The sequence below is a fragment of the Pseudomonas sp. IT-P2 genome (assembly GCF_949767575.1).
Classification (GTDB): domain Bacteria; phylum Pseudomonadota; class Gammaproteobacteria; order Pseudomonadales; family Pseudomonadaceae; genus Aquipseudomonas; species Aquipseudomonas pharyngis.
The window spans coordinates 165,195-189,070 of the sequence record NZ_CATKQA010000033.1; the positions used below are offsets into that span (position 1 = coordinate 165,195).

General features: G+C 61.6%; 24 protein-coding genes. 13 read left to right on the forward strand and 11 right to left on the reverse strand.

The window, feature by feature from the left end:
• Positions 1–3: 3 nt before the first annotated feature.
• Entirely contained in the window at positions 4–315 is a 312-nt protein-coding gene (locus ACM6JM_RS16845; protein WP_414882236.1) for an NGG1p interacting factor NIF3, read from the forward strand.
• 686 nt (positions 316–1,001) lie between these two features.
• Here ACM6JM_RS16845 and nagE read toward each other — a convergent pair.
• The 7 genes from nagE to ACM6JM_RS16880 form a co-directional block, all read right to left on the reverse strand.
• Complete coding sequence (gene nagE, locus ACM6JM_RS16850; RefSeq protein ID WP_414882237.1) at positions 1,002–2,717, reverse strand: N-acetylglucosamine-specific PTS transporter subunit IIBC; 1,716 nt, start codon at positions 2,715–2,717, stop codon at positions 1,002–1,004.
• 23 nt (positions 2,718–2,740) lie between these two features.
• The gene (gene ptsP / locus ACM6JM_RS16855; RefSeq protein WP_414882238.1) at positions 2,741–5,254 is read right to left on the reverse strand and encodes a phosphoenolpyruvate--protein phosphotransferase; all 2,514 of its coding nucleotides are present in this window, start codon (positions 5,252–5,254) and stop codon (positions 2,741–2,743) included.
• 35 nt (positions 5,255–5,289) lie between these two features.
• On the reverse strand, positions 5,290–6,312 hold the full coding sequence (locus tag ACM6JM_RS16860; protein WP_134334043.1) for an SIS domain-containing protein: 1,023 nt from the start codon (positions 6,310–6,312) through the stop codon (positions 5,290–5,292).
• On the reverse strand, positions 6,293–7,399 hold the full coding sequence (gene nagA / locus ACM6JM_RS16865) for an N-acetylglucosamine-6-phosphate deacetylase (RefSeq protein ID WP_414882239.1): 1,107 nt from the start codon (positions 7,397–7,399) through the stop codon (positions 6,293–6,295). Before nagA ends, ACM6JM_RS16860 begins: the two co-directional genes overlap by 20 nt.
• Positions 7,400–7,429: 30 nt before the next feature.
• Entirely contained in the window at positions 7,430–8,161 is a 732-nt protein-coding gene (locus tag ACM6JM_RS16870; protein ID WP_039769530.1) for a GntR family transcriptional regulator, read from the reverse strand.
• A 330-nt stretch (positions 8,162–8,491) separates the two neighbouring features.
• A complete protein-coding gene (locus tag ACM6JM_RS16875) occupies positions 8,492–9,007 on the reverse strand; it encodes a L,D-transpeptidase family protein (RefSeq protein ID WP_039769532.1) in 516 nt (171 codons plus the stop codon).
• A 102-nt stretch (positions 9,008–9,109) separates the two neighbouring features.
• Positions 9,110–9,661, reverse strand: coding sequence for an NUDIX hydrolase (locus ACM6JM_RS16880; RefSeq protein ID WP_039769534.1), 552 nt, complete (start codon positions 9,659–9,661; stop codon positions 9,110–9,112).
• Positions 9,662–9,808: 147 nt separating this feature from the next.
• Between ACM6JM_RS16880 and ACM6JM_RS16885 the strand changes: the two genes are divergently transcribed.
• The 5 genes from ACM6JM_RS16885 (at position 9,809) to purT (ending at position 13,007) form a co-directional block, all read left to right on the forward strand.
• Positions 9,809–10,408 (forward strand): CoA pyrophosphatase, encoded by a 600-nt coding sequence (locus tag ACM6JM_RS16885; RefSeq protein ID WP_039769535.1) that lies wholly within the window; start codon positions 9,809–9,811, stop codon positions 10,406–10,408.
• Between the two features lie 47 nt (positions 10,409–10,455).
• Positions 10,456–10,980 carry a gamma carbonic anhydrase family protein gene (locus ACM6JM_RS16890; RefSeq protein ID WP_025112181.1) on the forward strand — a complete coding sequence of 175 codons (525 nt, stop codon included), beginning with the start codon at positions 10,456–10,458 and terminating at the stop codon, positions 10,978–10,980.
• Positions 10,977–11,192 carry a DUF1289 domain-containing protein gene (locus tag ACM6JM_RS16895; protein ID WP_007954618.1) on the forward strand — a complete coding sequence of 72 codons (216 nt, stop codon included), beginning with the start codon at positions 10,977–10,979 and terminating at the stop codon, positions 11,190–11,192. The genes ACM6JM_RS16890 and ACM6JM_RS16895 overlap by 4 nt, the downstream gene beginning before the upstream one ends.
• Before the next feature lie 65 nt (positions 11,193–11,257).
• Positions 11,258–11,725 (forward strand): preQ0 transporter, encoded by a 468-nt coding sequence (locus tag ACM6JM_RS16900; protein WP_074691220.1) that lies wholly within the window; start codon positions 11,258–11,260, stop codon positions 11,723–11,725.
• Positions 11,726–11,825: 100 nt separating this feature from the next.
• Complete coding sequence (gene purT / locus ACM6JM_RS16905; protein ID WP_039769540.1) at positions 11,826–13,007, forward strand: formate-dependent phosphoribosylglycinamide formyltransferase; 1,182 nt, start codon at positions 11,826–11,828, stop codon at positions 13,005–13,007.
• Positions 13,008–13,049: 42 nt separating this feature from the next.
• Here purT and ACM6JM_RS16910 read toward each other — a convergent pair whose 3' ends face one another.
• The 3 genes from ACM6JM_RS16910 to ACM6JM_RS16920 all read right to left on the reverse strand — a co-directional run bounded on the left by ACM6JM_RS16910 (position 13,050) and on the right by ACM6JM_RS16920 (position 16,668).
• Positions 13,050–14,366, reverse strand: coding sequence for an MFS transporter (locus ACM6JM_RS16910; protein WP_414882240.1), 1,317 nt, complete (start codon positions 14,364–14,366; stop codon positions 13,050–13,052).
• Positions 14,367–14,601: 235 nt separating this feature from the next.
• Positions 14,602–15,843, reverse strand: coding sequence for a transporter associated domain-containing protein (locus tag ACM6JM_RS16915; RefSeq protein WP_414882241.1), 1,242 nt, complete (start codon positions 15,841–15,843; stop codon positions 14,602–14,604).
• Between the two features lie 12 nt (positions 15,844–15,855).
• Entirely contained in the window at positions 15,856–16,668 is an 813-nt protein-coding gene (locus ACM6JM_RS16920) for an inner membrane protein YpjD (protein WP_039769548.1), read from the reverse strand.
• 209 nt (positions 16,669–16,877) lie between these two features.
• Here ACM6JM_RS16920 and ffh point away from each other — a divergent pair, with 209 nt between their 5' ends.
• The 6 genes from ffh to ACM6JM_RS16950 all read left to right on the forward strand — a co-directional run bounded on the left by ffh (position 16,878) and on the right by ACM6JM_RS16950 (position 20,954).
• Entirely contained in the window at positions 16,878–18,254 is a 1,377-nt protein-coding gene (gene ffh, locus ACM6JM_RS16925; RefSeq protein ID WP_039769551.1) for a signal recognition particle protein, read from the forward strand.
• Positions 18,255–18,503: 249 nt separating this feature from the next.
• Entirely contained in the window at positions 18,504–18,755 is a 252-nt protein-coding gene (rpsP, locus tag ACM6JM_RS16930; RefSeq protein ID WP_003185073.1) for a 30S ribosomal protein S16, read from the forward strand.
• 5 nt (positions 18,756–18,760) lie between these two features.
• Positions 18,761–19,297, forward strand: a complete 537-nt coding sequence (rimM, locus tag ACM6JM_RS16935; protein WP_011332613.1) for a ribosome maturation factor RimM — start codon at positions 18,761–18,763, stop codon at positions 19,295–19,297.
• Positions 19,298–19,300: 3 nt separating this feature from the next.
• Complete coding sequence (gene trmD, locus ACM6JM_RS16940) at positions 19,301–20,053, forward strand: tRNA (guanosine(37)-N1)-methyltransferase TrmD (RefSeq protein WP_039769553.1); 753 nt, start codon at positions 19,301–19,303, stop codon at positions 20,051–20,053.
• Positions 20,054–20,098: 45 nt separating this feature from the next.
• On the forward strand, positions 20,099–20,449 hold the full coding sequence (gene rplS / locus ACM6JM_RS16945) for a 50S ribosomal protein L19 (RefSeq protein WP_003175895.1): 351 nt from the start codon (positions 20,099–20,101) through the stop codon (positions 20,447–20,449).
• A gap of 91 nt (positions 20,450–20,540) precedes the next feature.
• Positions 20,541–20,954, forward strand: coding sequence for an acyl-CoA thioesterase (locus ACM6JM_RS16950; RefSeq protein WP_011332614.1), 414 nt, complete (start codon positions 20,541–20,543; stop codon positions 20,952–20,954).
• 24 nt (positions 20,955–20,978) lie between these two features.
• On the opposite strand, the gene ACM6JM_RS16955 is transcribed toward ACM6JM_RS16950, so the two are convergent.
• Positions 20,979–22,790 (reverse strand): cation:proton antiporter, encoded by a 1,812-nt coding sequence (locus ACM6JM_RS16955; protein WP_039769556.1) that lies wholly within the window; start codon positions 22,788–22,790, stop codon positions 20,979–20,981.
• A 107-nt stretch (positions 22,791–22,897) separates the two neighbouring features.
• Between ACM6JM_RS16955 and xerD the strand changes: the two genes are divergently transcribed.
• Positions 22,898–23,794, forward strand: coding sequence for a site-specific tyrosine recombinase XerD (xerD, locus tag ACM6JM_RS16960; RefSeq protein ID WP_074691227.1), 897 nt, complete (start codon positions 22,898–22,900; stop codon positions 23,792–23,794).
• The last annotated feature ends 82 nt before the right edge of the window (positions 23,795–23,876 follow it).

Consider the following 23,876-nt stretch of genomic DNA (forward strand, 5'->3'; position numbering starts at 1 on the left):
GCTGTGTACAAGCTCGGGTTTTTTGTTCCTGACAGTCATGTCGAGGTGGTCAAGGACGCTGTATTCGCTGCCGGTGGTGGGCGGATTGGCGACTATGACCACTGTGCGTGGCAGGTGCTTGGTACGGGTCAGTTTCGGCCTCTGGACGGGAGTCAGCCGTTCATTGGTGAGGCGGGGCGGGTTGAGCGGGTCGAGGAGTGGAAGGTTGAGCTTGTCGTTTGCGATGAGTTGATTCGCTCGGTAGTGGCGGCTCTTAAGTTGAGCCATCCCTACGAGACGCCGGCTTATGAGGTTTGGCGGTTGGAGGATTTTTGATCTTCCTTGGCTGCTGATACGGGAAACCCGCTGAGAGTGATTTCAGCGGGTTTTTTGGTTTTTGGGATTGAGTGAATATCCGTTGCTTCGGGTGTTGCCACTGGCGGTTTCGCCCTTACGGCGAGTCACTTTTTTCAAACGCCCGGAATGCCGGCCCAGAAAAAAGTAACCAAAAACGCTGGGCCCCGGCGTTCGGCACCTCGCTTTGGCTCGGTGTTCCTTCGTTCCGGGATTCATCCGGGGGCATCGCCTACGGTTTGCTTCGCTGCACCTCCTCTCGATGCATGCGGCTGCGCCGCACGGTCGCTGCGCTCCCACCCCCGGATGAATCCCTCCACTCAGCCTTCCGATGGGGCCGGCACGTCAAAGCCTTACTCGAGCTAACGCTCATCGTGTTGAGTGGTGGGGAGCGAAAGCAGAAGCGGAAGCAGGAAGCAGGAAGCAGAAGGTAACTTTGTACTGCTTGATCGTTCCCACGCTCCGCGTGGGAATGCAGCCTGGGACGCTCCGCGTTCCATTTTCGAATGTTTAAAGATGTGTGGGTTTTACCGAATCTTCCCATTTGGTTTTAGCTTGCCCCTCGGAAGCTCCGGTCCTGCGGTGGTTGCTTCAAATGAAACAGGAAACCCGGCCTGGGCCGGGTCTCTTGTTTGTAATCGCTTAAAGTCAAAACTGGATGGCGACCATCAGACTTTTGCACTCACCTCACTCCGATTAACCAACCCCTCCAACGCCGCACTCAGGCTCTGCGCCCGATCCCCCACCAGCAAGTGCCATACGCCATCTTCCAGCGCGCTCACACCCAGACATCCAAGTTCTTTCAATCGGCTTTCCGACAGCGCTTTGCCATCGGCCAGTTGCAGGCGGATCCGGCTCATGGCGATGCAGTCGAGTTGCAGCACGTTGTCGCTGCCGCCCAGGGCGCTCAGCCATTGCTGGGCCTGCGGTGCGGCTATAGCAACGGGCTCGCTGGTTTCGACGACGGCGACAGGAGCAGTCGCTGCGGCTCGGCCCAATGCGGGCATTGCCAGGCGGATTTCGTCGGCAATGCTGTCGGCCATCGGCCCGACGACCACCTGCAGACTGCCGCCCTTGCCCGGACGTACCACGGCCATTGCACCCAGTGCTTTCAAATCGGCATCGGAGGCTTTGTTGCGATCGACCATTTCCAGTCGCAGCCGCGTGGTGCACGCGCCGACGGTGACCAGATTCTCGGCACCTCCCAAGGCTTTGATGTACGCAGCGGCGCGCTCGTTTTCTGTCAGCACGGATTTCTCGGCAGCGGTCACGTCTTCACGTCCCGGCGTTTTCAGATTGAAACGGCGGATACAGAAGTCGAACACCGCGTAATAGATGACGGCATAAACCAGTCCCACCGGCACCACCAGCCAGCCGTTGGTGGAGCGTCCCCAGCCCAGCACCATGTCGATGAAACCGCCGGAGAAGGTGAAGCCCAGATGAATGTTCAGCGCATTGGTGATCGCCATCGACAACCCGGTCAGCAACGCATGCAGCAGATACAGCAGCGGCGCCAGAAACATGAAGGCAAATTCGATGGGCTCGGTCACCCCGGTCAGGAAAGAAGTCAGGGCCATCGACAGGAAGATCCCGCCCATGACCTTACGGCGTTCCGGCAGGGCGTTGCGGTACATCGCCAGGCACGCGGCCGGCAGGCCGAAGATCATCATCGGGAACATGCCGGTCATGAACTGGCCGCCCTTGGGATCGCCGGCGAAGTAACGCGACAGATCGCCAGTGACCAGAGCACCGGTGGTCGGGTCGGTGAAGTTGCCGAATACGAACCACGCCATGTTGTTGAGGATATGGTGCAGGCCGGTGACGATCAGCAGGCGGTTGAACACGCCGAAGACGAAGGCGCCGAAGCTGCCGCTTTCCATCATCAGGCTGCCGAAGCTGTTGATGCCTTGCTGGATCGGCGGCCAGATGTAGCCGAACACCACGCCCAGACCGACCGCCGCGAACCCGGTGACGATCGGCACAAAACGCCGACCACCGAAGAAGGCGAGGTACTCCGGCAGCTTGATGTCCTTGAAGCGGTTGTACAGCGCGCCGGCCATCAGGCCGCTGACGATCCCGGCGAGCATGCCCATGTTGATGCTGGCGTCGAGCACCTTGAGGGTGGAGATCATCACCAGGTAGCCGATCACTCCGGCGAGGCCGGCGGTGCCGTTGTTGTCACGGGCGAAGCCGACCGCGATGCCGATGGCGAAGATCATTGCCAGGTTGGCGAAGATCACCTGGCCGGCGTCGTGGATGATCGCGATGTTCAGCAGGTCAGTGTCGCCCAGGCGCAGCAGCAGGCCGGCGATCGGCAGGATCGCGATCGGCAGCATCAGCGCGCGGCCGAGGCGTTGCAGGCCTTCGATGAAGAGTTGGTACATGGCGTTTGTCCTTGTTGTTTTTGTTAGCGCAGAGGCCAATGTTGATGACAGGCATGACGCACCGCGGCGGCGCTGCTCAGCTTGAGCAAGTCCCGGGCGAGGCGTTGGCATTCGGCTTCGTGCAGCTGGCGCACGCGGTCCTTGATTTCGCCGATCTGTACCGGGCTCACCGACAGTTCGGTCACGCCCAGGCCGATCAGTACCGGCGTCGCCAGCGGATCCGAGGCGAGGGCGCCGCACACGCCCACCCAGCGTTTATGCACCGCCGCGCCTTCGCAGGTCATGGCGATCAGGCGCAGCAACGCCGGGTGCAAGGCATCGACCCGCGCGGCAAGGCCGGCGTGGTCGCGGTCCATGGCCAGGGTGTATTGCGACAGGTCGTTGGTGCCGATGGACAGGAAGTCGGCGTGCTCGGCCAGTTGCTCGGCTTGCAGGGCGGCGGCCGGGACTTCGATCATCACGCCGATTTCCGGACGTTGATTGATGCCCAGTTCCAGACACAGCGCATCTACCCGTTGGCGGATGTGCAGCAATTCGTCGACCTCGGTGACCATCGGCAGCAGGATCCGGCAACGCTGCAACGGGCTGACTTGCAGCAGCGCACGCAGTTGCTGATCGAGGATTTCCGGGCGGGCCTGGGCCAGGCGAATGCCGCGCAGGCCGAGCACCGGGTTGGCTTCCACTGGCAGTGGCAGGTAGTCGAGTTGCTTGTCGCCGCCGACGTCGATAGTGCGGATGATCACCGACTTGTCGCCCATGGCATCGATCACCGCTTGATAGGCAGCGCGTTGCTCTTCGACGTCCGGCGCAGTCTGGCGGTCGACGAACAGAAATTCGGTGCGCAACAGGCCGACGCCATCGGCGCCATTGGCAAACGCATCGGCCGCTTCATGGCTGGAGGCGACGTTGGCGACCACTTCGATGGATACGCCGTTGCGGGTTTCGGCCGGCAGATGGGCCTGGGCCTGCTGGGCGTCGCGCCGTTGTTGACGGTCGATTTGCGCCTGCTGCACTTCGGCCAGACGCTCGGCATTCGGCGTCAGCTCGAGGCGACCGCCGTCGGCGTCGAGGACCACCGACAGGCCTTGCGCTTGATCGAGCAGCGCCGAGCCCAGTGCGACCACGCACGGCAGGCCTTTGCCCCGAGCCAGAATCGCCACGTGGGAAGTCGCGCCACCTTCGGCCATGCACAAACCTGCGACGCCTTGCGCGCTCAGTTGCAGCAGGTCCGAAGGCGTCAGTTCGTGAGCGGCGACGATGGCGCCGGTCGGCACGTCGTAATGCCAGGCTTCGCCGAGCAGGGCGCGCAGCACTCGTTGCCTGAGGTCGCGCAGATCGTTGGCGCGCTCGGCCAGCAGTGGGCTGCCGGTGTTTTGCAGCACTTGGCATTGCGCATCGATGGACTGGCTCCAGGCGTGGGTCGCCGCCGTGCCGGTTTCAATCGATTGCTGGGCGGCGTCGAGCAAGGCCGGGTCTTCCAGCAAGGCCAGGTGCGCGGCGAAGATCGCTTCCTCGTCGGCATTGCGCTGTTTTTTCGCCTGGACGAGGGTGCCGTCGATTTCGTTGCGAACCTGATTCAGCGCGGTGTCGAGAATCTGTAGTTGATGCTCGGGCTGGTGATTGCCGGTGTCGGCCGGCAGGCTGATCGCGTTCAGACGAAACAGCGGCCCGCCCACCAGTCCCGGCGCGGCGCACACGCCGTGCAACACGCCAGCCTCGGCCGAGCGATTGCGTGGAGCGGCGGCAACCGGTGCGGCGGCATGATGGTCTTCGGGCAGTGCGGTGGCCAGCGCAGTGAGCAAGGCTTGCAGCGCAGCCTGTGCGTCCGGGCCCTGGCAACTGACTTGCACTTCGTCCTGCTCGCCAATCGCCAGGCCCATCAAGCCGATGAGGCTGTTGCACGATGCCGACTTGCCGGCGAAATGCAGCTGCGATTGGCTCTTGAACCCTTGCGCGGTCTGGCGGATCAACGCCGCCGGGCGCGCATGCAGACCGCCGCGATGGGCAACCTGCACGTGACCGAGAACTTCCGGGCCGCCGAGTTCTTCTGCATTCGCCGCTGTGCTGTGACGAGCGATGATGTGCAGCAGCGGCTCGCCGACCTTCACCTTTTTCAGGGTGATGGGGCGCGCCTGGAAATCCTGGCTGTTGGTCAGGATCAGCAGGCTGACCAGGCTTTTGCACTGGCGGCCGACCTTGTCCAGGTCATAGCGCAGCAGCGGCTGGCCATTGCTGACCCGCGCGCCTTCCTTGACCAGCATCGAGAAGCCTTCGCCCTGCAACTCCACCGTGTCCAGACCAAGGTGCAGCAACAGCTCGGCGCCGTTGTCGGCGCGCACGGTCAGCGCATGGCCGGTGCGGGCGACGTGGATCACCACCCCGGCGCAGGGCGAATACAGGGTGTCGTTCAGCGGATCGATGGCAATGCCGTCGCCCATCGCGCCGCTGGCGAACACCGCGTCCGGAACGTTGGCGAGCGTGAGCACCGGGCCGCTGAGCGGGGCGCTTAAAGTCAGCTCTTTATTGTTGTTGTGCATGGCTCGGTCTCATCAGGAAAACGTTCGGTTCGGACTCAGTGCGTACGGGTGACTTTGCTCAGGTGTCGCGGCTGATCCGGGTCCATGCCACGGGCCACGGCCAGACCGGCCGCCATCACGTAGAAACTCTGGATCGCCAGGATCGGATCGAGGGCCGGGTGCTCCGCACGGCTGAGGGTCAGGTCGCGCTCGCTGACGTCATCCGGTGCGGCCAGCAGCACGCGGGCGCCGCGCTGACGCATCTCGGCTGCCAGGCTCAGCAGACCGGCCTGTTCGGCGCCGCGCGGGGCGAACACCAGCAATGGGTAGTGTTCGTCGATCAGGGCCATCGGGCCGTGACGGACTTCGGCGCTGCTGAAGGCTTCGGCCTGGATCGCCGAGGTTTCCTTGAATTTCAGCGCGGCTTCCTGGGCGATGGCGAAACCGGCGCCACGGCCGATCACCATCAACCGCTCGCAATCGCGCAGGGCGTCGATGGCCAGGCTCCAGTCCTGTTGCGCGGCTTCGCGCAGGCCTTCGGGCAGGGCGTTGTGCGCCTCCAGCAATTCGGCGTCTTCTTTCCAGTGCGCGATCAGACGGGCGCTGGCGCTGAGGGTGGCGATGAAACTCTTGGTCGCGGCGACACTGCTTTCGGTGCCGGCCAGCAATGGCAGGCTGAATTCGCACGCAGCCTCCAGCGGCGAATCGGCGGCGTTGACCATCGACACACTGAGCGCGCCACGCTTGCGCAACAGGCGCAGGCTGTTGACCAGATCCGGGCTCTGCCCCGATTGGGAAAACGCGAACGCAACCTGACCGCTGACCTTCAACGGCGCCTGTTGCATGGTCACCACCGACATCGGCAGCGACGCCACCGGAACCCCCAGTTGCTGCATGGTCAGGTAGGCGAAGTAGCTCGCCGCATGGTCGGAGCTGCCTCGGGCGACGGTCATTGCCACTTGCGGCGGCTGACGGCGCAGGCGCCCGGCGATCTCGATCATTGGCGGGTCGAGCTGCTGCAGTTGGGCTTGCACGGCCTCGAACGAGGACAGCGCCTCCTCAAGCATTTTTGAAGTCAATGTCTTCTCCTTCGACCATGACGGCGGTCAGTGTGAGTGAGCGATCCAGCCGCACGCAGTCGGCCCAGGCGCCAGGTGCAAGGCGCCCGCGTTCGGTGATGCCGAGGTAGTCGGCGGGGAATTGCGAAAGACGCTGTGAGGCCTCGGCGATCGGCAGACCGATTTTCACCAGATTGCGCAGGGCCTGATCCATGGTCAGGGTGCTGCCGGCCAGCGTGCCGTCGGGCAGGCGCACGCCGCCCAGGCATTTGGTGACGGTGTGGCTGCCGAGCTTGTACTCGCCGTCGGGCATGCCGGCGGCGGCGGTCGAGTCGGTCACGCAGTACAGGCACGGAATCGAACGCAGGGCCACGCGGATCGCGCCGGGGTGCACGTGCAGCAAATCCGGAATCAGCTCGGCGAATGTGGCGTGGGCGAGGGCGGCGCCGACGATGCCCGGCTCGCGGTGATGCAGCGGGCTCATGGCGTTGTACAAGTGGGTGAAACTGGTGGCGCCGGCTTCGAGGGCGGCGACGCCTTCCTCGTAACTGCCGAGGGTGTGGCCGATCTGCATGCGGATGCCACGGCTGCTGAGTTCACGAATCAAGCCGTCATGGCCGGCGATTTCCGGGGCGATGGTGATCACGCGGATCGGTGCTAGCGCCAGATAGTCTTCGACTTCGGCCATCAACGCGGTGTGGGCGAAGTTCGGCTGGGCGCCGAGTTTGCCGGGATTGATGTACGGGCCTTCGAGGTGAACGCCGAGGACTCGGGCGGAGCCTTTCGGGCGCTGTTCACAGAACTCGCCGACTTCCTTGAGCACGCTGGAAATCTCGGCACTCGGCGCGGTCATCGTGGTGGCCAGCAGCGAGGTGGTGCCGAAGCGCACGTGGGTCTTGGTGATGGTCTCGAAGGCGCTGGCGCCCTCCATGATGTCCTTGCCGCCACCGCCGTGGACGTGCAGGTCGATGAAACCCGGCAGCAGATACGGCAAGTCATTGGTCGCCGGATCGCAAGGCTCGCCTTCGATCGACACGACTCTGCCGTGTTCGTGGATCAGCCGGCCGCGAATCCAGCCGCCAGCGGTGAGGATGTTGTCTTCAGACATTTCGCTTCTCTCGTTTGGCCTGGCTGCTGATCAGCGGCGAAGCTCTGCAACAAAGTCGTAGTAGTCGTTGCGGCAATAGGTGTCGGTGACTTCGATCGGCGTGTTGTCTTCCAGGTAGCCGACCCGGGTCATCAGCAGCATCGCGGTGCCGGGGGCGATGCCGACCAGTGCGGCGAACTCATCCGAGGCGTTGATGGCCTGGATGTGTTGCAAGGCGCGCACGATCGGTTTGCCGATGCTGTCGAGGTGTTCATAGAGGGAATCGCCCACCACCTGTGGCTTGGGCATGATCGAGGCGGGCAGGGTGCTCATCTCGATGGCCATCACGGTGTCGTCGGCTTTGCGCAGGCGTTTCATGCGAGCAACCTTGTCGTTCGGTGACAGGCCGAGGCGGATCAGTTCTTCGTGGGTGGGCAGGGTGATTTCCCGTTCCAGCCATTGCGAGCTGGGTACGAAGCCCTTGAGGCGCAGCATTTCGCTGAAACCCGACAAGCGTGACAGCGGTTGTTCCAGGCGTGGGGTGATGAAGGTGCCGGAACCTTGCAGGCGGCGGATCAAACCTTGGTCGAGCAGGACTTCCAATGCCTTGCGCGCGGTCACTCGGGAAATCCCCAGCAGTTCGCTGAGATTGCGCTCCGACGGCATCGCCTGTTCGGCTTTCCACTGGCCGGCATGGATCGCCGCTTCCAGGTTGCGCGCCAGTTGCAGGTATAGCGGCGTCGGCTGGGAGTCGTCGGGGCGTAGGGCGTGGAGGTCGTTCATGTAAGGCATTTCCGGCGCTGATGTAGGATTGTTGTCGCTCGGTTGTCGGGCGAAAACTAATACCACTTGCATACCATGTCAACGCGTCGGAAATGCCTGTAGGCCTATGGGTTCGAGGGTTTCAAGGTGGGTGGTTTCAAGTGGTATTAGAGGTGGACTGTAAAACGCAAAAGATCGCAGTCTGCGGCCGTTCTGGCGGGTGAAAGTGGTATCACCGTTCAGGCCTGGCCGCAGGCTGCGATCTTTTGAATTTATTTTTTACGGGCGACCAATGGTCAGGAGAAAGGGCCGCATCGCGGCCCGCAGAGAGCTGGCACCCTGGTGAAAGAATCAGGGGCGGATTTCGATCATCGTGCCATCCGGCACCAGGTTCCAGACTTCGCGCATGTCGATGTTGCGCATGGCGATGCAGCCGTCGGTCCAGTCGAGGGTGTGGAACAGTTGTTCCGGGGTGTCCTCGGAGTCGGGTGTGCCATGGATCATGATCATTCCGCCAGGCTCGACGCCTTCGCGCCGTGCGCGGGCGGAGTCGCTGATGTTCGGGTAGGAGATGTGCATCGACAGGTTGAATTTGTCACTGGTCTTGCGCCAGTCGATCCAATAGAAACCTTCCGGTGTGCGTTTGTCGCCTTCAATCAGTTTCGGGCCTTTTTTCGCCCCTTTGCCCAAGGAAATACGATAGCTCTTGAGTGGCTTGCCGTCGGCTATGAGCTGCAGTTGATGAGCCGATTTGAGCACCAGTACTTTTTCGATGAATGGGGTGTTCGAAGGCGTCACGGTGGTCACGAATGACGCTTGGGAGGCGGTGACGAATGACAGGCAGAACAGGGCAAGCAACCAGCGCATTGAAACGATTCCCCGGAAATGAAGCAGATACTTTATTTATAGATAGTGTGCAGGCGCTGTCGCGGGCTGCGTTAGCCGGTTATCGGCCGGCCGCCGCCGAAATCAAGTGATGGCCGGTTGAGCGAGCGGCGGGATCGATTCGGAGCGAACCGGATAGACCTCGACGCGCCGGTCAGCGAAGAAGCATTCCAGAGTACGGCCCACCGTGCGGAAAGCCAGCTCGTCCCAGGGAATGTCTTTCTCGTCGAACAATTGCACTTCCAGGCTTTCGGGTCCGGCGGCGAAGTCCAGATCCGCCAGCTCGGCGCGGAAAAACACATGCACCTGACTGATGTGCGGCACGTCGATCAGGGTGTAGATGCTCAGGTTGCGCACCCGGGCGCAGGCTTCCTCGGCGGTTTCGCGGATGGCGGCCTGTTCGATGGTCTCGCCGTTCTCCATGAAACCGGCAGGCAGGGTCCAGTAACCGAGGCGTGGCTCGATGGCGCGGCGACACAGCAGGACCTTGGTGCCCCAGGTCGGTACACAACCGGCCACGATATTGGGGTTCTGGTAGTGAATCGTCTGACAGCTGTCGCAGACGAATCGCAGCCGCGAGTCGCCTTCGGGAATGCGCTGGGTCACCGGGTTGCCGCACTGGCTGCAAAATTTCATGCTGGGGTTCCTGAATGCTGCGCCTATCTTGGCGTGCAGCGGTGTCAGTCGGCAAGTTGTCGTTTCGCGACATGACCCCCGTTCGGGGGTTGGGCGGTCGCAATGATTGGTGCATGATGCAGGGTAAGGCACCGATCGAGAACACTTATGCTGGACGAGCTACTGCACCGGGTAAGCAATCACACGCCGCGCACGCTGGAGACCGACACGCGTTTCCCCGAGGCCGCTGTCCTGGTGCCGATTACTCGTAGTGACGAACCCGAACTTGTCCTCACCCTGCGGGCCAGCGGCCTTTCGACCCACGGCGGCGAAGTCGCCTTCCCCGGTGGACGACGGGATCCGGAAGACCCGGACCTGGTGTTTACCGCTCTGCGTGAAGCCGAAGAGGAAATCGGCCTGCCGCCGGGACTGGTCGAAGTGATCGGTCCGCTCAGCCCGCTGATTTCCCTGCATGGCATCAAGGTCACTCCGTATGTCGGGGTGATTCCCGATTTTGTCGAATACCAGGCCAATGATGCCGAGATCGCTGCGGTGTTCAGTGTGCCGCTGGAGTTCTTCCGCAAGGATCCGCGCGAACACACCCACCGCATCGACTATCAGGGTCGCAGTTGGTACGTGCCGAGCTATCGTTACGGCGAATACAAGATCTGGGGGCTGACGGCAATCATGATCGTCGAGTTGATCAACCTGCTCTATGACGCCAGAATCAGCCTGCATCAACCGCCCAAAAGCTTCATCAATACCTGAAGCCATCCTTCGAATGGCCAGCCATCGTGAGCCCTGAGGAAAACAAGATGAAATACCGCCTGGGCGACGCCCGAGTCGACACCCATCCGCAGAGCTGGGTCGCCCCCAATGCCGTGCTGGTGGGCAAGGTCAGACTGGAAGAGGGCGCCAACGTCTGGTTCAACGCCGTGCTGCGCGGCGACAACGAACTGATCCTGATCGGCAAGAACAGCAATGTTCAGGACGGCACGGTGATGCACACCGACATGGGCTATCCGCTGACCATCGGCACCGGCGTGACCATCGGCCACAACGCCATGCTCCACGGCTGCACGGTCGGCGACTACAGCCTGATCGGCATCAACGCAGTCATTCTCAACGGCGCGAAGATCGGCAAGAACTGCATCATCGGCGCCAACTCGCTGATCGGCGAAGGCAAGGAAATTCCTGACGGCTCGCTGGTGATGGGCTCGCCGGGCAAGGTGGTGCGCGAACTCACTGAGCCGCAGAAGAAAATGCTCGAAGCCAGTGCCGCGCACTATGTGCATAACTCCCAGCGCTATGCGCGCGATCTGGTCGAGCAGGAAGAATGACAACCCCGGAAAGACCTGTCGCCTCGCCGTGCGTGAGCATTTGCGCGCTGGACGAAGACGATATTTGCACCGGTTGCCAGCGCACGGTCGAGGAGATCACTCGCTGGAGCCGCATGACCAATGATGAACGCCGGGTTGTGCTCGGGCTGTGCCATGAGCGGGCCAAGGCCAGTGGCCTGGTCTGGATGATCGGCAAAACGCCGGGGCAATAGCCGATTTGATTGGCGTCATCGAAGGGCTGAAGTAACCTGTGCGCCAAATTGACAGGTCACGCCCCATGATTTTCCTCATCTCTTACATCAGCAGCGTCGTGCTGATCAACTTCGCCTTCTCCACCGCGCCGCACCTGGACATCATCTGGTCGGCCTGGGGCGGGTTGGTGTTCGTGCTGCGCGACATGGTGCAGACCCGTTTCGGTCATGGCGCGATCGTGGCGATGCTGGCGGCACTGGTGCTGTCTTATGTCACGTCCGATCCATCGATTGCGCTGGCCAGCGCCACGGCGTTCGCGGTCTCCGAGTGCATTGACTGGCTGGTATTCACCATCACCAGGCGCCCGTTGCGCGACCGCTTGTGGATCAGTTCGGCGCTGAGCATTCCCCTCGATACCTTCATCTTCTTTGGCATGATTGACCTGCTGACACCGCCGGTGCTTATCACCGCGCTGGCCTCGAAGTTCGCCGGTGTTACCGCCGTCTGGCTGATCATGGCCTGGCGCGAACGCAAACAGGCTGTCGCCGGCTGAAGCCAAACCCTCAGGTTCATGTAAAATGCCGCGCTTTCTCCCCATGGAAAGCGCGTCTGGCGTTGCTTTCCTCGATGATCCGCTTCTTTGAGGACCTGAGATGACCCGTATCGGAACTCCATTGTCGCCGACCGCGACCCGCGTATTGCTGTGTGGCTGTGGTGAGTTGGGCAAGGAAGTGGTGATCGAGCTGCAACGCCTGGGCGTTGAAGTGATCGCCGTTGACCGCTACGCCAATGCGCCGGCCATGCAGGTTGCCCATCGCAGCCACGTGATCAACATGCTCGACGGCGCCGCCCTGCGTGCAGTGATCGAAGCCGAGAAGCCGCACTTCATCGTGCCGGAAATCGAAGCCATCGCCACCGCCACCCTGGTCGAACTGGAAGCCGAAGGCTTCACCGTGATCCCGACCGCTCGCGCCGCGCAACTGACCATGAACCGCGAAGGCATCCGTCGACTGGCTGCCGAAGAGCTGGACCTGCCGACTTCGCCGTACCACTTCGCAGACACCTTCGAGGATTACAGCAAGGCCGTTCAGGACCTCGGCTTTCCGTGCGTCGTAAAACCGGTGATGAGTTCTTCGGGCAAGGGCCAAAGCCTGCTGCGCAGCGCCGATGACGTGCAGAAAGCCTGGGATTACGCGCAAGAGGGCGGTCGCGCCGGCAAAGGTCGGGTGATCATCGAAGGCTTTATCGATTTCGACTACGAAATCACTCTGCTGACCGTGCGTCATGTCGGCGGCACGACGTTCTGTGCTCCAGTCGGCCACCGTCAGGAAAAGGGCGACTATCAGGAATCCTGGCAGCCTCAGGCGATGAGCCCGGTGGCGCTGGCTGAATCCGAGCGCGTTGCCAAAGCCGTGACCGAAGCGTTGGGCGGTCGTGGCCTGTTCGGCGTCGAGCTGTTCATCAAAGGCGATCAGGTGTGGTTCAGCGAAGTGTCGCCGCGCCCGCACGACACCGGTCTGGTGACCCTGATTTCCCAGGACCTGTCGCAGTTCGCCCTGCACGCCCGGGCGATCCTCGGTCTGCCGGTGCCGCTGATCCGTCAGTTCGGCCCATCGGCTTCGGCGGTGATTCTGGTGGAAGGCCAGTCGACCCAGACCGCATTCGCCAACCTCGGTGCTGCACTGAGCGAGCCGGATACCGCGCTGCGTCTGTTCGGCAAGCCTGAAGTCAATGGTCAGCGTCGCATGGGTGTTGCGCTGGCGCGTGACGAGTCGATTGAAGCGGCCCGCGCCAAGGCGACCCGTGCTTCCCAGGCTGTTGTTGTAGAGCTGTAATCACGCCATCTGATCGCTCCCGCCCGGGAGCGATCTTTGCGCTTACACCACCTGATTCAGGTCGTTATTGCGCGTCTCCTTCAGGCACAGCACAGCGATCAAGCTGAGCACCGCGGCCGCCGACACATACCCGCCGACGTAACTCAAACCACCCGTCGCCACCAGTTTCTGCGCGAAGAACGGCGCCGCCGAGGCTCCGACGATGCCGCCGAGGTTGTAGGCTGCCGATGCGCCGGTATACCGCACGTGCGTCGGAAACAGTTCCGGTAGCAATGCTCCCATCGGGGCGAATGTCACGCCCATCAGAAACAGTTCGATGCACAGGAACAGCGCCACGCCCCAGGTCGATCCCTGAGTCAGCAGCGGCTCCATCAGAAATCCGGAAAGAATCGCCAGCACACCGCCGACGATCAGCACCGGTTTGCGTCCATAACGATCACTGGCCCATGCCGACAGCGGCGTCGCGGCCGCCATGAACAGCACCGCAAAACAGAGCAGACCGAGGAAGGTCTCGCGGCTGTAACCCAATGTGGATACGCCATAGCTCAGGGAAAACACGGTCGAGATGTAGAACAGCGCGTAACACACCACCATGGCGGCGGCGCCCAGCAGCGTCGGTGCCCAGTATTGGCTGAACAGCTCGACCAGCGGCACTTTCACTCGTTCCTGGCGGGCAATGGCATTGGCGAACACCGGGGTTTCGTGAAGCTTGAGGCGCACGTACAGCCCGACCATCACCAGCACGGCGCTGAGCAGGAACGGAATCCGCCAGCCCCAGCTGCGGAATTGATCGTCGCTCAGGCTCATGGCCAACGTCAGGAACAGACCGTTGGCAGCCAGAAAACCAATCGAAGGGCCGAGTTGCGGGAACATGCCGAACCACGCCCGTTTGCCTTTCGGGGCGTTTTCGGTCGCCAGCAGCGCCGCGCCACCCCATTCGCCCCCCAATCCCAGGCCCTGGCCGAAGCGCAGCACGCAGAGCAGGATCGGTGCCCAGGCGCCGATAGTGTCATAACCCGGCAGCACGCCGATCAGCGTGGTGCAGACACCCATCAGCAGCAGTGAGGCCACCAAAGTGGATTTACGCCCGATGCGGTCGCCGAAGTGGCCGAACAGCGCCGAGCCCAGCGGTCGTGCAAGGAAGGCGATGCCGAAGGTAAGGAATGCCGAGAGCATCTGCGCCGTGCCGGAGGTCTGCGGGAAGAACACCGGCCCGATCACCAGCGCAGCGGCGGTGGCGTAGACATAGAAATCGTAGAACTCGATGGCCGTGCCGATGAAGCTTGCCGTGGCCACGCGGGTGGCGGAGTTGGCCGGTTGGGCAGGCGTGGTGTCGCTGTAAGCGGTACTGGTCGTCATGCGGTGATCCCTGACAGTCATGAGCTCCGTTGGAGCGAATTATTATGGTCGAACACCCAGGGATGTGGGATGAGGCGCGATCGCTGCTTCAGGTAGGAACAGTCGTCGGTGTGATGCGGATATTGCCGATGAACCGGCCGGAATTTGTCGGGTGCGGGGTAAGCACGCGGTTCGGCGGGGCTTGGGTAAGCCCCGCGATTATAGGAAGGTGGCTAACGATTGAACAAGGGGCTGCCTAGCGGGCAGGGGCGAGCGCCGGGGCTGAGGAGGTGTGCCAGATCAGGACCTTGCTGACCCGGTTCTCTTCGGTTTCGAGAATCTCCAGCCGGTAGCGGCCGATCTTCAGGCAGACCGCGCTTTCCGGGATGGTTTCCAGCGCTTCGGTCACCAGGCCGTTGAGGGTCCGGGGGCCGTCGCTGGGCAGGTGCCAGCCCAGGCATTTGTTCAGTTCGCGGATCGACGCCGCGCCATCGATCACCATGCGGCCATCGGCCTGCGGGTGGATGTGCGGATTGTCGAGGCTGTGCTCGCTTTCGAATTCGCCGACGATCTCTTCGAGAATGTCTTCCAGGGTGACAATCCCCAGCACTTCGCCGTACTCGTCCACCACCATGCCCAGCCGCCGCTGCTGCTTGTGGAAGTTCAGCAGCTGCAGTTGCAGCGGGGTGCTTTCGGGAACGAAGTAGGGCTCGTAACTGGCCGCCAGCAAGGCTTCGCGGGTCAGGTTGCCATTGTCCAGCAAATGGCGGACCTGCCGGGTGTTGAGCACCGCCTCGACCTGATTGATATCGCTGTGAAACAGCGGCAGACGAGTACGACGGTTGTGGCGCAGTTGCTCGGTGATTTCTTCGATCGGATCGTCGAGGTTGATGCCGTCGACATCGCTGCGCGGCACCAGAATGTCGTTGACCGTGATGTTATCCAGCGCATGGATGCCCGAAACCGGGTGCGGGCGCACTGGATGATCGGGGTCATCATGACGCTCCGCCGGCACATCGTCTTCGCTTTGTTGCACCACCTGGGCCTTGCGGATGAACGGGCGCATCAGCAAACCACTGACGCGGCTGAGCAGCCAGGCAAGCGGGTAAATGACCTTCAGCGGTACTGCCAGCAGCGTATTGCCGAACGACAGCACCGCATCCGGATAACGCTGGGCAAGGGCGCGGGGGAAATAGTCGGCAAAAACCAGCAGCAGGGCGCCGGCGCCAAGGCAAGCCGCCCAGGGGCCGTTTTCTTCACAGAGAAAGATTGCCAGCAGCGTGGCCAGAATGACGGCGAGGGCGCGGCACAGGGTATTGCAGAGGATCAGGCTGTCGAGCGGGAAGCTGAGCCTGGCCAAGGGCTTGTCGCTGGCGCGGGATGCGGTGCGTTGCGCGAGCAGGTGCTGTTGCGCCGCTTCGACGGCGGTAAACAGCCCTGACCAGAGAATCAGCAGGGCAAATACCGCGAGCATCGGCCCTATGGGCAAACCGTCCATTTATGCCGCCCGTCAGATGTGCAGGATGTATTCACGGACCAGTTTGCTGCCGAAATACGCGAGCATCAGCAGGCAGAAACCGGCGAGGGTCCAGCGGATTGCCTTGTGTCCGCGCCAGCCGAGGCGGTTACGGCCCCACAGCAGGACGCTGAACACGATCCAGGCCAGGCAGGCCAGCAGGGTTTTATGCACCAGATGCTGGGCAAACAGGTTCTCGACGAACAGCCAGCCGGAGATCAGCGACAGCGACAGCAGCGTCCAGCCGGCCCAGAGGAAGCCGAACAGCAGGCTTTCCATGGTTTGCAGTGGCGGGAAGTTCTTGATCAGCCCGGACGGGTGCTTGTGCTTGAGCTGATGATCCTGCACCAGCAGCAACAAGGCCTGAAACACCGCGATGGTGAACATGCCGTAGGCGAGGATCGACAACAGGATGTGCGCGAGGATGCCCGGTTCTTCATCGATGATCTGCACCGTACCGGCCGGCGCGAACTGCGCCAGCAGCACCGTGATCGCACCCAGCGGGAACAGCAGCACCAGCAGGTTTTCCACCGGAATCCGCGAGCAGGCGAGCAGGGTCAGGGCAATGACCGCCGCAGCGATCAGGCTCGAAGCGCTGAAGAAATCCAGGCCCAGACCGATCGGTGTCAATAAATGCGTAAGCAGGCTGGCGCTGTGGGCCAGCACGGCGAGAACGCCGAGCGAGACCAGCAGGCGCTTGTTGGCCTTGGCGCCAGTGGCCAGGCGGGTGCCCTGATAGAGGGTCGCAGCGGCGTAGAGAAGGGCGGCGGCGAGGGTGGTCAGCAAACTCGGTGACAAGGGGAGCATAAATCCTGTTAGGCAAGCCCGAAAGGGGCTGAGTTTGGCATAGAACCGCCGTTGCACGAAAGACCGGCAAGCTGACAGCGAGGTGTCCGCCAGCCGCAGTCTTCGCTATAATCCGCGACCTGCCCACGCCGCAGGCTCGCCGAGCACATGTTGATTCCGGTCTGGGCCGCCATTATCCCGGTCTACACAGGGCCTGAAAGGATCGCGCAATGTTTGAAAACTTAACCGACCGTCTCTCGCAGACGCTGCGCCATGTCACCGGCAAGGCGAAGCTGACCGAGGACAATATCAAAGACACCCTGCGCGAAGTGCGCATGGCGTTGCTCGAGGCCGACGTCGCCCTGCCGGTGGTCAAGGATTTCGTCAATTCGGTCAAGGAGCGCGCTGTCGGCACCGAGGTGTCGCGCAGCCTGACGCCCGGCCAGGCGTTTGTGAAGATCGTCCAGGCCGAACTCGAAAGCCTGATGGGCGCGGCCAACGAAGACCTGAACCTGAGCGCCGTGCCGCCCGCCGTCATTCTGATGGCCGGTCTGCAGGGCGCGGGTAAAACCACCACCGCCGGCAAACTGGCGCGCTTCCTTAAAGAGCGCAAGAAAAAGTCGGTCATGGTCGTGTCGGCGGACATCTACCGTCCTGCTGCTATTAAACAGCTGGAAACCCTGGCCAACGACATCGGCGTGACGTTCTTCCCGTCCGACCTGAGCCAGAAACCGGTCGACATCGCCAGCGCAGCTATTAAAGAAGCAAAACTGAAATTCATCGACGTGGTCATCGTCGACACCGCCGGTCGTCTGCACATCGATGAAGAGATGATGGGCGAGATCAAGGCGCTGCACGCCGCGATCAACCCGGTTGAAACCCTGTTCGTGGTCGACGCCATGACCGGTCAGGACGCGGCCAACACGGCCAAGGCCTTCGGTGATGCGCTGCCGCTGACCGGCGTGATCCTGACCAAGGTCGACGGTGATGCCCGTGGCGGTGCCGCGCTGTCGGTTCGCGCGATTACTGGCAAGCCGATCAAGTTCATCGGTATGGGCGAGAAGAGCGAAGCGCTCGATCCGTTCCATCCTGAGCGTATCGCTTCGCGGATCCTCGGCATGGGCGACGTGCTCAGCCTGATCGAACAGGCTGAAGCGACCCTCGACAAGGACAAGGCCGACAAGCTTGCTAAAAAGCTGAAGAAGGGCAAGGGCTTCGACCTCGAAGACTTCCGCGATCAGTTGCAACAGATGAAGAACATGGGTGGCCTCGGCGGGCTCATGGACAAGCTGCCGAGCATCGGCGGCGTCAATCTCTCGCAAATGGGCAATGCCCAGAGCGCCGCAGAGAAGCAGTTCAAACAGATGGAAGCCATCATCAATTCCATGACCCCGGCCGAGCGCCGCGATCCTGAGCTGATCAGCGGTTCGCGCAAGCGCCGGATCGCCATGGGTTCCGGCACCCAGGTGCAGGACATCGGTCGCTTGATCAAGCAGCACAAGCAGATGCAGAAGATGATGAAGAAATTCTCCGCCAAGGGCGGAATGGCGAAAATGATGCGCGGCATGGGTGGAATGTTGCCCGGCGGCGGCATGCCAAAGATGTAAAAGAACTCGCCGGTCGTCGCACCGGCGCAGTCCCGCAAGGAAGCGGGATCCACAGCAAACCCGCACTCGGCGGGAGCTGACTGGCCGTTTTGAACGACGGCCCCATATGCAAATCTGCACGGCATGCCACAGGCGCCGGAAAAAGTCATTTGCAAAAGTCCGGATATTCCTTAGAATATGCGGCCTTTCGGGCACCCATGCCCGCTGTGCATTTAGATTTGCAGCACCGACTACAGGAACGATGTTCACATGCTAACAATCCGTCTTGCCCTTGGCGGCTCCAAAAAGCGCCCGTTTTACCACCTGACCGTAACCGACTCCCGCAACCCGCGTGACGGTTCCCACAAAGAACAGGTTGGCTTCTTCAACCCTGTTGCCCGTGGTCAGGAAATCCGTCTGTCCGTGAACCAAGAGCGCGTTGCCTACTGGCTGAGCGTTGGTGCACAGCCTTCTGAGCGTGTTGCTCAGTTGCTGAAGGAATCTGCCAAGGCTGCAGCCTGAGCAGTATGAGCGCGACGCCAGAAAAAGCTGATGATCTGATCGTTGTCGGCAAGATTTTTTCGGTTCACGGCGTTCGCGGCGAGGTGAAGGTCTTTTCCTTTACCGATCCGATTGAAAACCTGTTGGGCTATCGCAACTGGACGCTTCGGCGCGAAGGCGTGGTGAAACAGGTCGAGCTGGTCAGCGGCCGATCCACTCAAAAGGATCTGGTTGTGAAGCTCAAAGGCCTCGACGATCGCGATGAAGCCCGTCTTCTGAGCGGTTACGAGATTTGCATCCCGCGAAGCCTTTTGCCCGACCTGACCGCCGACGAGTACTACTGGTACCAGTTGGAAGGTCTGAGCGTCATCAACCAGGACGAACAATTGTTCGGCAAGGTTGATCACCTGTTGGAGACCGGCGCGAACGATGTATTGGTGGTCAAGCCCTGCGTTGGCAGCCTGGATGATCGCGAGCGGTTGTTGCCCTATACGGAGCAATGCGTGCTGGCAATCGACCTGGAAGCAGGCGTGATGAGGGTGGAATGGGACGCGGACTTCTAAGCAATGGCCAGCCTGCGCGTAGACGTCATTACGCTGTTCCCCGAGATGTTCTCGGCCATCAGTGAGTACGGCATTACCAGTCGTGCGGTCAAACAGGGGCTCTTGCAGCTGACCTGTTGGAATCCGCGGGATTACACGACGGATCGACATCACACTGTGGACGATCGCCCGTTTGGCGGTGGTCCGGGCATGGTGATGAAGATCAAGCCCCTGGAAGATGCACTGGTTCAGGCCAAGGCAGCAGCCGGGGAGGCGGCGAAGGTGATTTACCTGTCCCCCCAAGGCCGTCAACTGACTCAGTCGGCGGTACGCGAACTGGCGAAATCGGATGCATTGATCCTGATTGCCGGTCGCTATGAAGGCATTGACGAGCGCTTTATTGAGGCTCATGTCGATGAAGAGTGGTCGATTGGTGACTATGTGTTGTCTGGCGGCGAGCTGCCGGCCATGGTCATGATCGATGCGGTTACACGACTGCTGCCCGGAGCTTTAGGGCATGCGGATTCCGCTGAGGAAGATTCCTTTACGGATGGTCTGCTGGATTGCCCGCACTACACCCGACCTGAGGTGTATGCGGATCAGCGTGTTCCCGACGTGTTGCTGAGTGGCAATCACGCGCATATCCGGCGTTGGCGTTTACAGCAGTCCCTTGGCAGGACCTTTGAACGACGCGCCGATCTTCTGGAAAGCCGCTCGCTTTCTGGAGAAGAGAAGAAGCTGCTCGAGGAATACATCCGCGAGCGGGACGATAGTTAACAACGTATCGATGGTAGATCAGACGATTTACCTTAGGAGCACAGCATGACCAACAAAATCATCCTTGCACTCGAAGCAGAGCAGATGACCAAAGAAATCCCTACCTTTGCCCCAGGCGACACCATCGTCGTTCAGGTGAAAGTGAAGGAAGGCGATCGTTCCCGTCTGCAAGCGTTCGAAGGCGTTGTCATCGCCAAGCGTAACCGCGGCGTGAACAGTGCGTTCACCGTTCGTAAAATCTCCAACGGTGTTGGCGTAGAACGTACTTTCCAGACCTACTCCCCGCAAATCGACAGCATGGCTGTCAAGCGTCGCGGTGACGTACGTAAAGCCAAGCTGTACTACCTGCGCGACCTGTCGGGTAAAGCAGCTCGCATCAAGGAAAAACTGGCTTAAGTCCAGCTTCCGATGCAGAAAAAAGCAGCCTACGGGCTGCTTTTTTGTTGCCCGCAATTTATCCACCGCATTTCTGTTTCAGGCCTGACCCATGACCCCTCGCGAGCAAGAAATCGAACGCCGCACCGAACTCTCGGTGACCCGCGTGACCAAGGCGGTGTTCCCGCCGACCACCAACCACCACAACACCCTGTTCGGCGGCACTGCGCTGGCCTGGATGGACGAAGTGTCGTTCATCACCGCCACCCGGTTTTGCCGTTTGCCGCTGGTGACGGTGTCGACCGATCGCATCGACTTCAATCACGCGATCCCGGCAGGTTCCATCGTCGAGCTGGTTGGGCGGGTGATCAAGGTTGGCAACACCAGTCTCAAGGTCGAGGTGGAAGTGTTCGTCGAAAGCATGAGCTGTGACGGGCGTGAGAAAGCCATTCATGGGCAGTTCAGCTTTGTTGCCATCGATGATGACAAGCGTCCGGTGCCGGTGCTGCCGGGTTTCGCGGCCTGATCCAGCACCGAGCCGCGAATCTATTTATGCAGCGGCGTTGGCCTCAGGCTGAATCAGCGCCAGCAACGTCCACCCAGGCCCCGGCTTCAACACGGTTTCCGGCGTCACGACATGCACCCAGCCGCTGTCATCGCGCATGAACAGCAGCGTCGCGCGATTGCCATGCAGCGCGCGGTAATCGTCCCAGCCAAACCCGTCCGTCAGCGTCGTGCTGTAAAGATCGGCACCTTGCCCCAGTTGACTGGCGAGTCTGGCGTAAGTCAGCGCCTCGCTCCCCAGTTGATTGCCTCGATGTTCGAGGCTGGCGCGGTGCTTGTCGCTGCGACGGCTTTCCTGACCGCTGGCCAGCCCGAACAGCCGCTGATGGCCAAAGTCATGACGAAAGCGCATGGCCGCCAGTGTATTGAGTTCGCCCGACGGTGACAGCGCCAGCAAATGCCCCAGTCCGACCAGGTCCAGATGCGCATCGGCGTGCTGTGAGGCCGGATTGCCGAAGTAGGTCGGCAAGCCATCCATGCGCGCGGCGCGGATATTTTCCCAGCTTGAATCCGTCAGCAGCACCCGGCTGCCCAGCTGTTGCAGCGACTTGCCGAGCAAGCGCGCAGGCCCGTTCGCCCCGACAATCAGGAACCCGCTCGGCGCCGGTTCCGCAACCTTCAACAAGCGCGCCAGTGGCCGGGCCGTCGCACTTTGCAGCACGACAGTGCCTATGATCACCGCGAAAGTCAGCGGTACCAGCAACAGCGCACCTTCATGGCCCGCTTCATCCAGGCGAATCGCGAAGATCGCCGAGACCGCCGCCGCGACGATCCCGCGCGGGGCAATCCAGCACAACAGCGCACGTTCACGCCAACTCAGGCTCGAACCGGCGGTGCTCAGCACCACGTTCAACGGTCGGGCGATCAGCTGAATCACCAGCAACAGGATCAACACCAGCGGCCCGAGACCGATCAACGCGTTCAGATCCAGTCGTGCCGCCAGCAGGATGAACAGTCCGGAAATCAGCAGCACGCTGAGATTTTCCTTGAAGTGCAGGATGTGCCGCACATCCACCCCCTTCATGTTCGCCAGCCACATGCCCATCAACGTCACCGCCAACAGCCCGGATTCGTGCATGACCTGGTTGGCGGCGATGAATATCCCCAGCACCGCGGCGAGCGATGCCAGATTGTGCAAATACTCCGGTAGCCATTGGCGCCGGATGATCGTGCCGAGCAGCCAGCCACCGGCAACGCCGAACGCACTGCCGCAGACAATCACACCACCGAAGGTCAGCAGACTCTGTTCCAGGCCGTGGCCTTCGGCCCGGGCGATGATGAAGCTGTAGACCACCACCGCGAGCAGCGCGCCGATCGGGTCGATCACAATCCCTTCCCAGCGCAGGATGTTGGCGATCGAAGCCTTCGGCCGCACCACGCGCAGCATCGGCACGATCACGGTCGGCCCGGTCACCAGGGTCAGGCTGCCGAACAGGATCGCCAACAGCCAGTCGAAGCCCAGCAGCCAGTGGGTCGCGACCGCAATCACTACCCATGTCGAGAGCGCACCGATTGTGACCAGCCGATGCACGACGCTGCCGATCTCGCGCCATTCCGACAGGTGCAGGGTCAGGCTGCCTTCAAACAGAATCAGCGCCACCGCCAGCGACACCAATGGCATCAGCAACGGGCCGAACATTTCCTGCGGGTCGAGCCAGCCCAGCACGGGGCCCGCCAGAATGCCGGTCAGCAGCAGAAACAGAATCGCCGGCAGCTTCAGGCGCCAGGCGAGCCACTGGCAGCCCAGTGCGGCAGCGCCGATACCACCGAAAGCCAACAGAATTTGCTGCTCGTTCATTGAAGCTCCCTGTTCCTTGAAATAGCGGGCTATGAAAGACTAGCGGCCATTTCAACCGTTCACTCTTTATTTGCGCGCAGTGCCAAACCTGCGTGTCTTGAGCGCCCATGCCTGCCATCGACCACCCACTGATCGACCAGTTTCTCGACGCCCTCTGGCTGGAAAAAGGTCTCTCCGACAACACTCGCGACGCCTACCGCAGTGATCTCGCGCTGTTCAACGGCTGGTTGCAGGAGAAAGGTCTCGAACTGGTCAATGCCGGTCGCGAACTGATCCTCGATCACCTGGCCTGGCGTCTGGAACAGAACTACAAACCTCGTTCCACCGCGCGATTTCTCTCCGGTGTGCGTGGTTTTTATCGCTATCTGCTGCGGGAAAAACTGATTTCGGTTGATCCGACTTTGCGCGTGGATATGCCGCAACTCGGTCGGCCGCTGCCCAAATCCCTGTCGGAAGCCGACGTCGAAGCGCTGCTGAAGGCGCCGGACTTGAGCGAAGCCATCGGCCAGCGCGATCGCGCCATGCTCGAAGTCTTGTATGCCTGCGGCCTGCGTGTCACCGAGCTGATCAGCCTGACGCTGGAACAGGTCAACCTGCGTCAGGGTGTGTTGCGGGTGATGGGCAAGGGCAGCAAGGAACGGCTGGTGCCGATGGGCGAGGAAGCGATTGTCTGGGTCGAGCGCTACCTGCGTGACGGTCGCGGTGAGCTGCTCGGCGGGCGCCCGAGCGATGTGCTGTTCCCCAGTCAGCGCGGCGAGCAGATGACTCGGCAGACCTTCTGGCACCGCATCAAGCACCAGGCTAAGGTCGCCGGCATCAGTAAATCGCTGTCGCCGCACACCTTGCGTCACGCGTTTGCCACCCACTTGCTCAACCATGGCGCCGACCTGCGGGTGGTGCAGATGCTGTTGGGCCACAGCGACCTGTCGACCACGCAGATCTACACTCACGTCGCCCGGGCACGTTTGCAGGATCTGCATGCCAAACATCACCCGCGCGGCTGAGCGCCGTTTGTCTTGCGACAGGCGCATTCGGCCACGGGAGCCTTATGTGGTAGGCTTTGCCGGTTTGCACGATGGGCGGTTA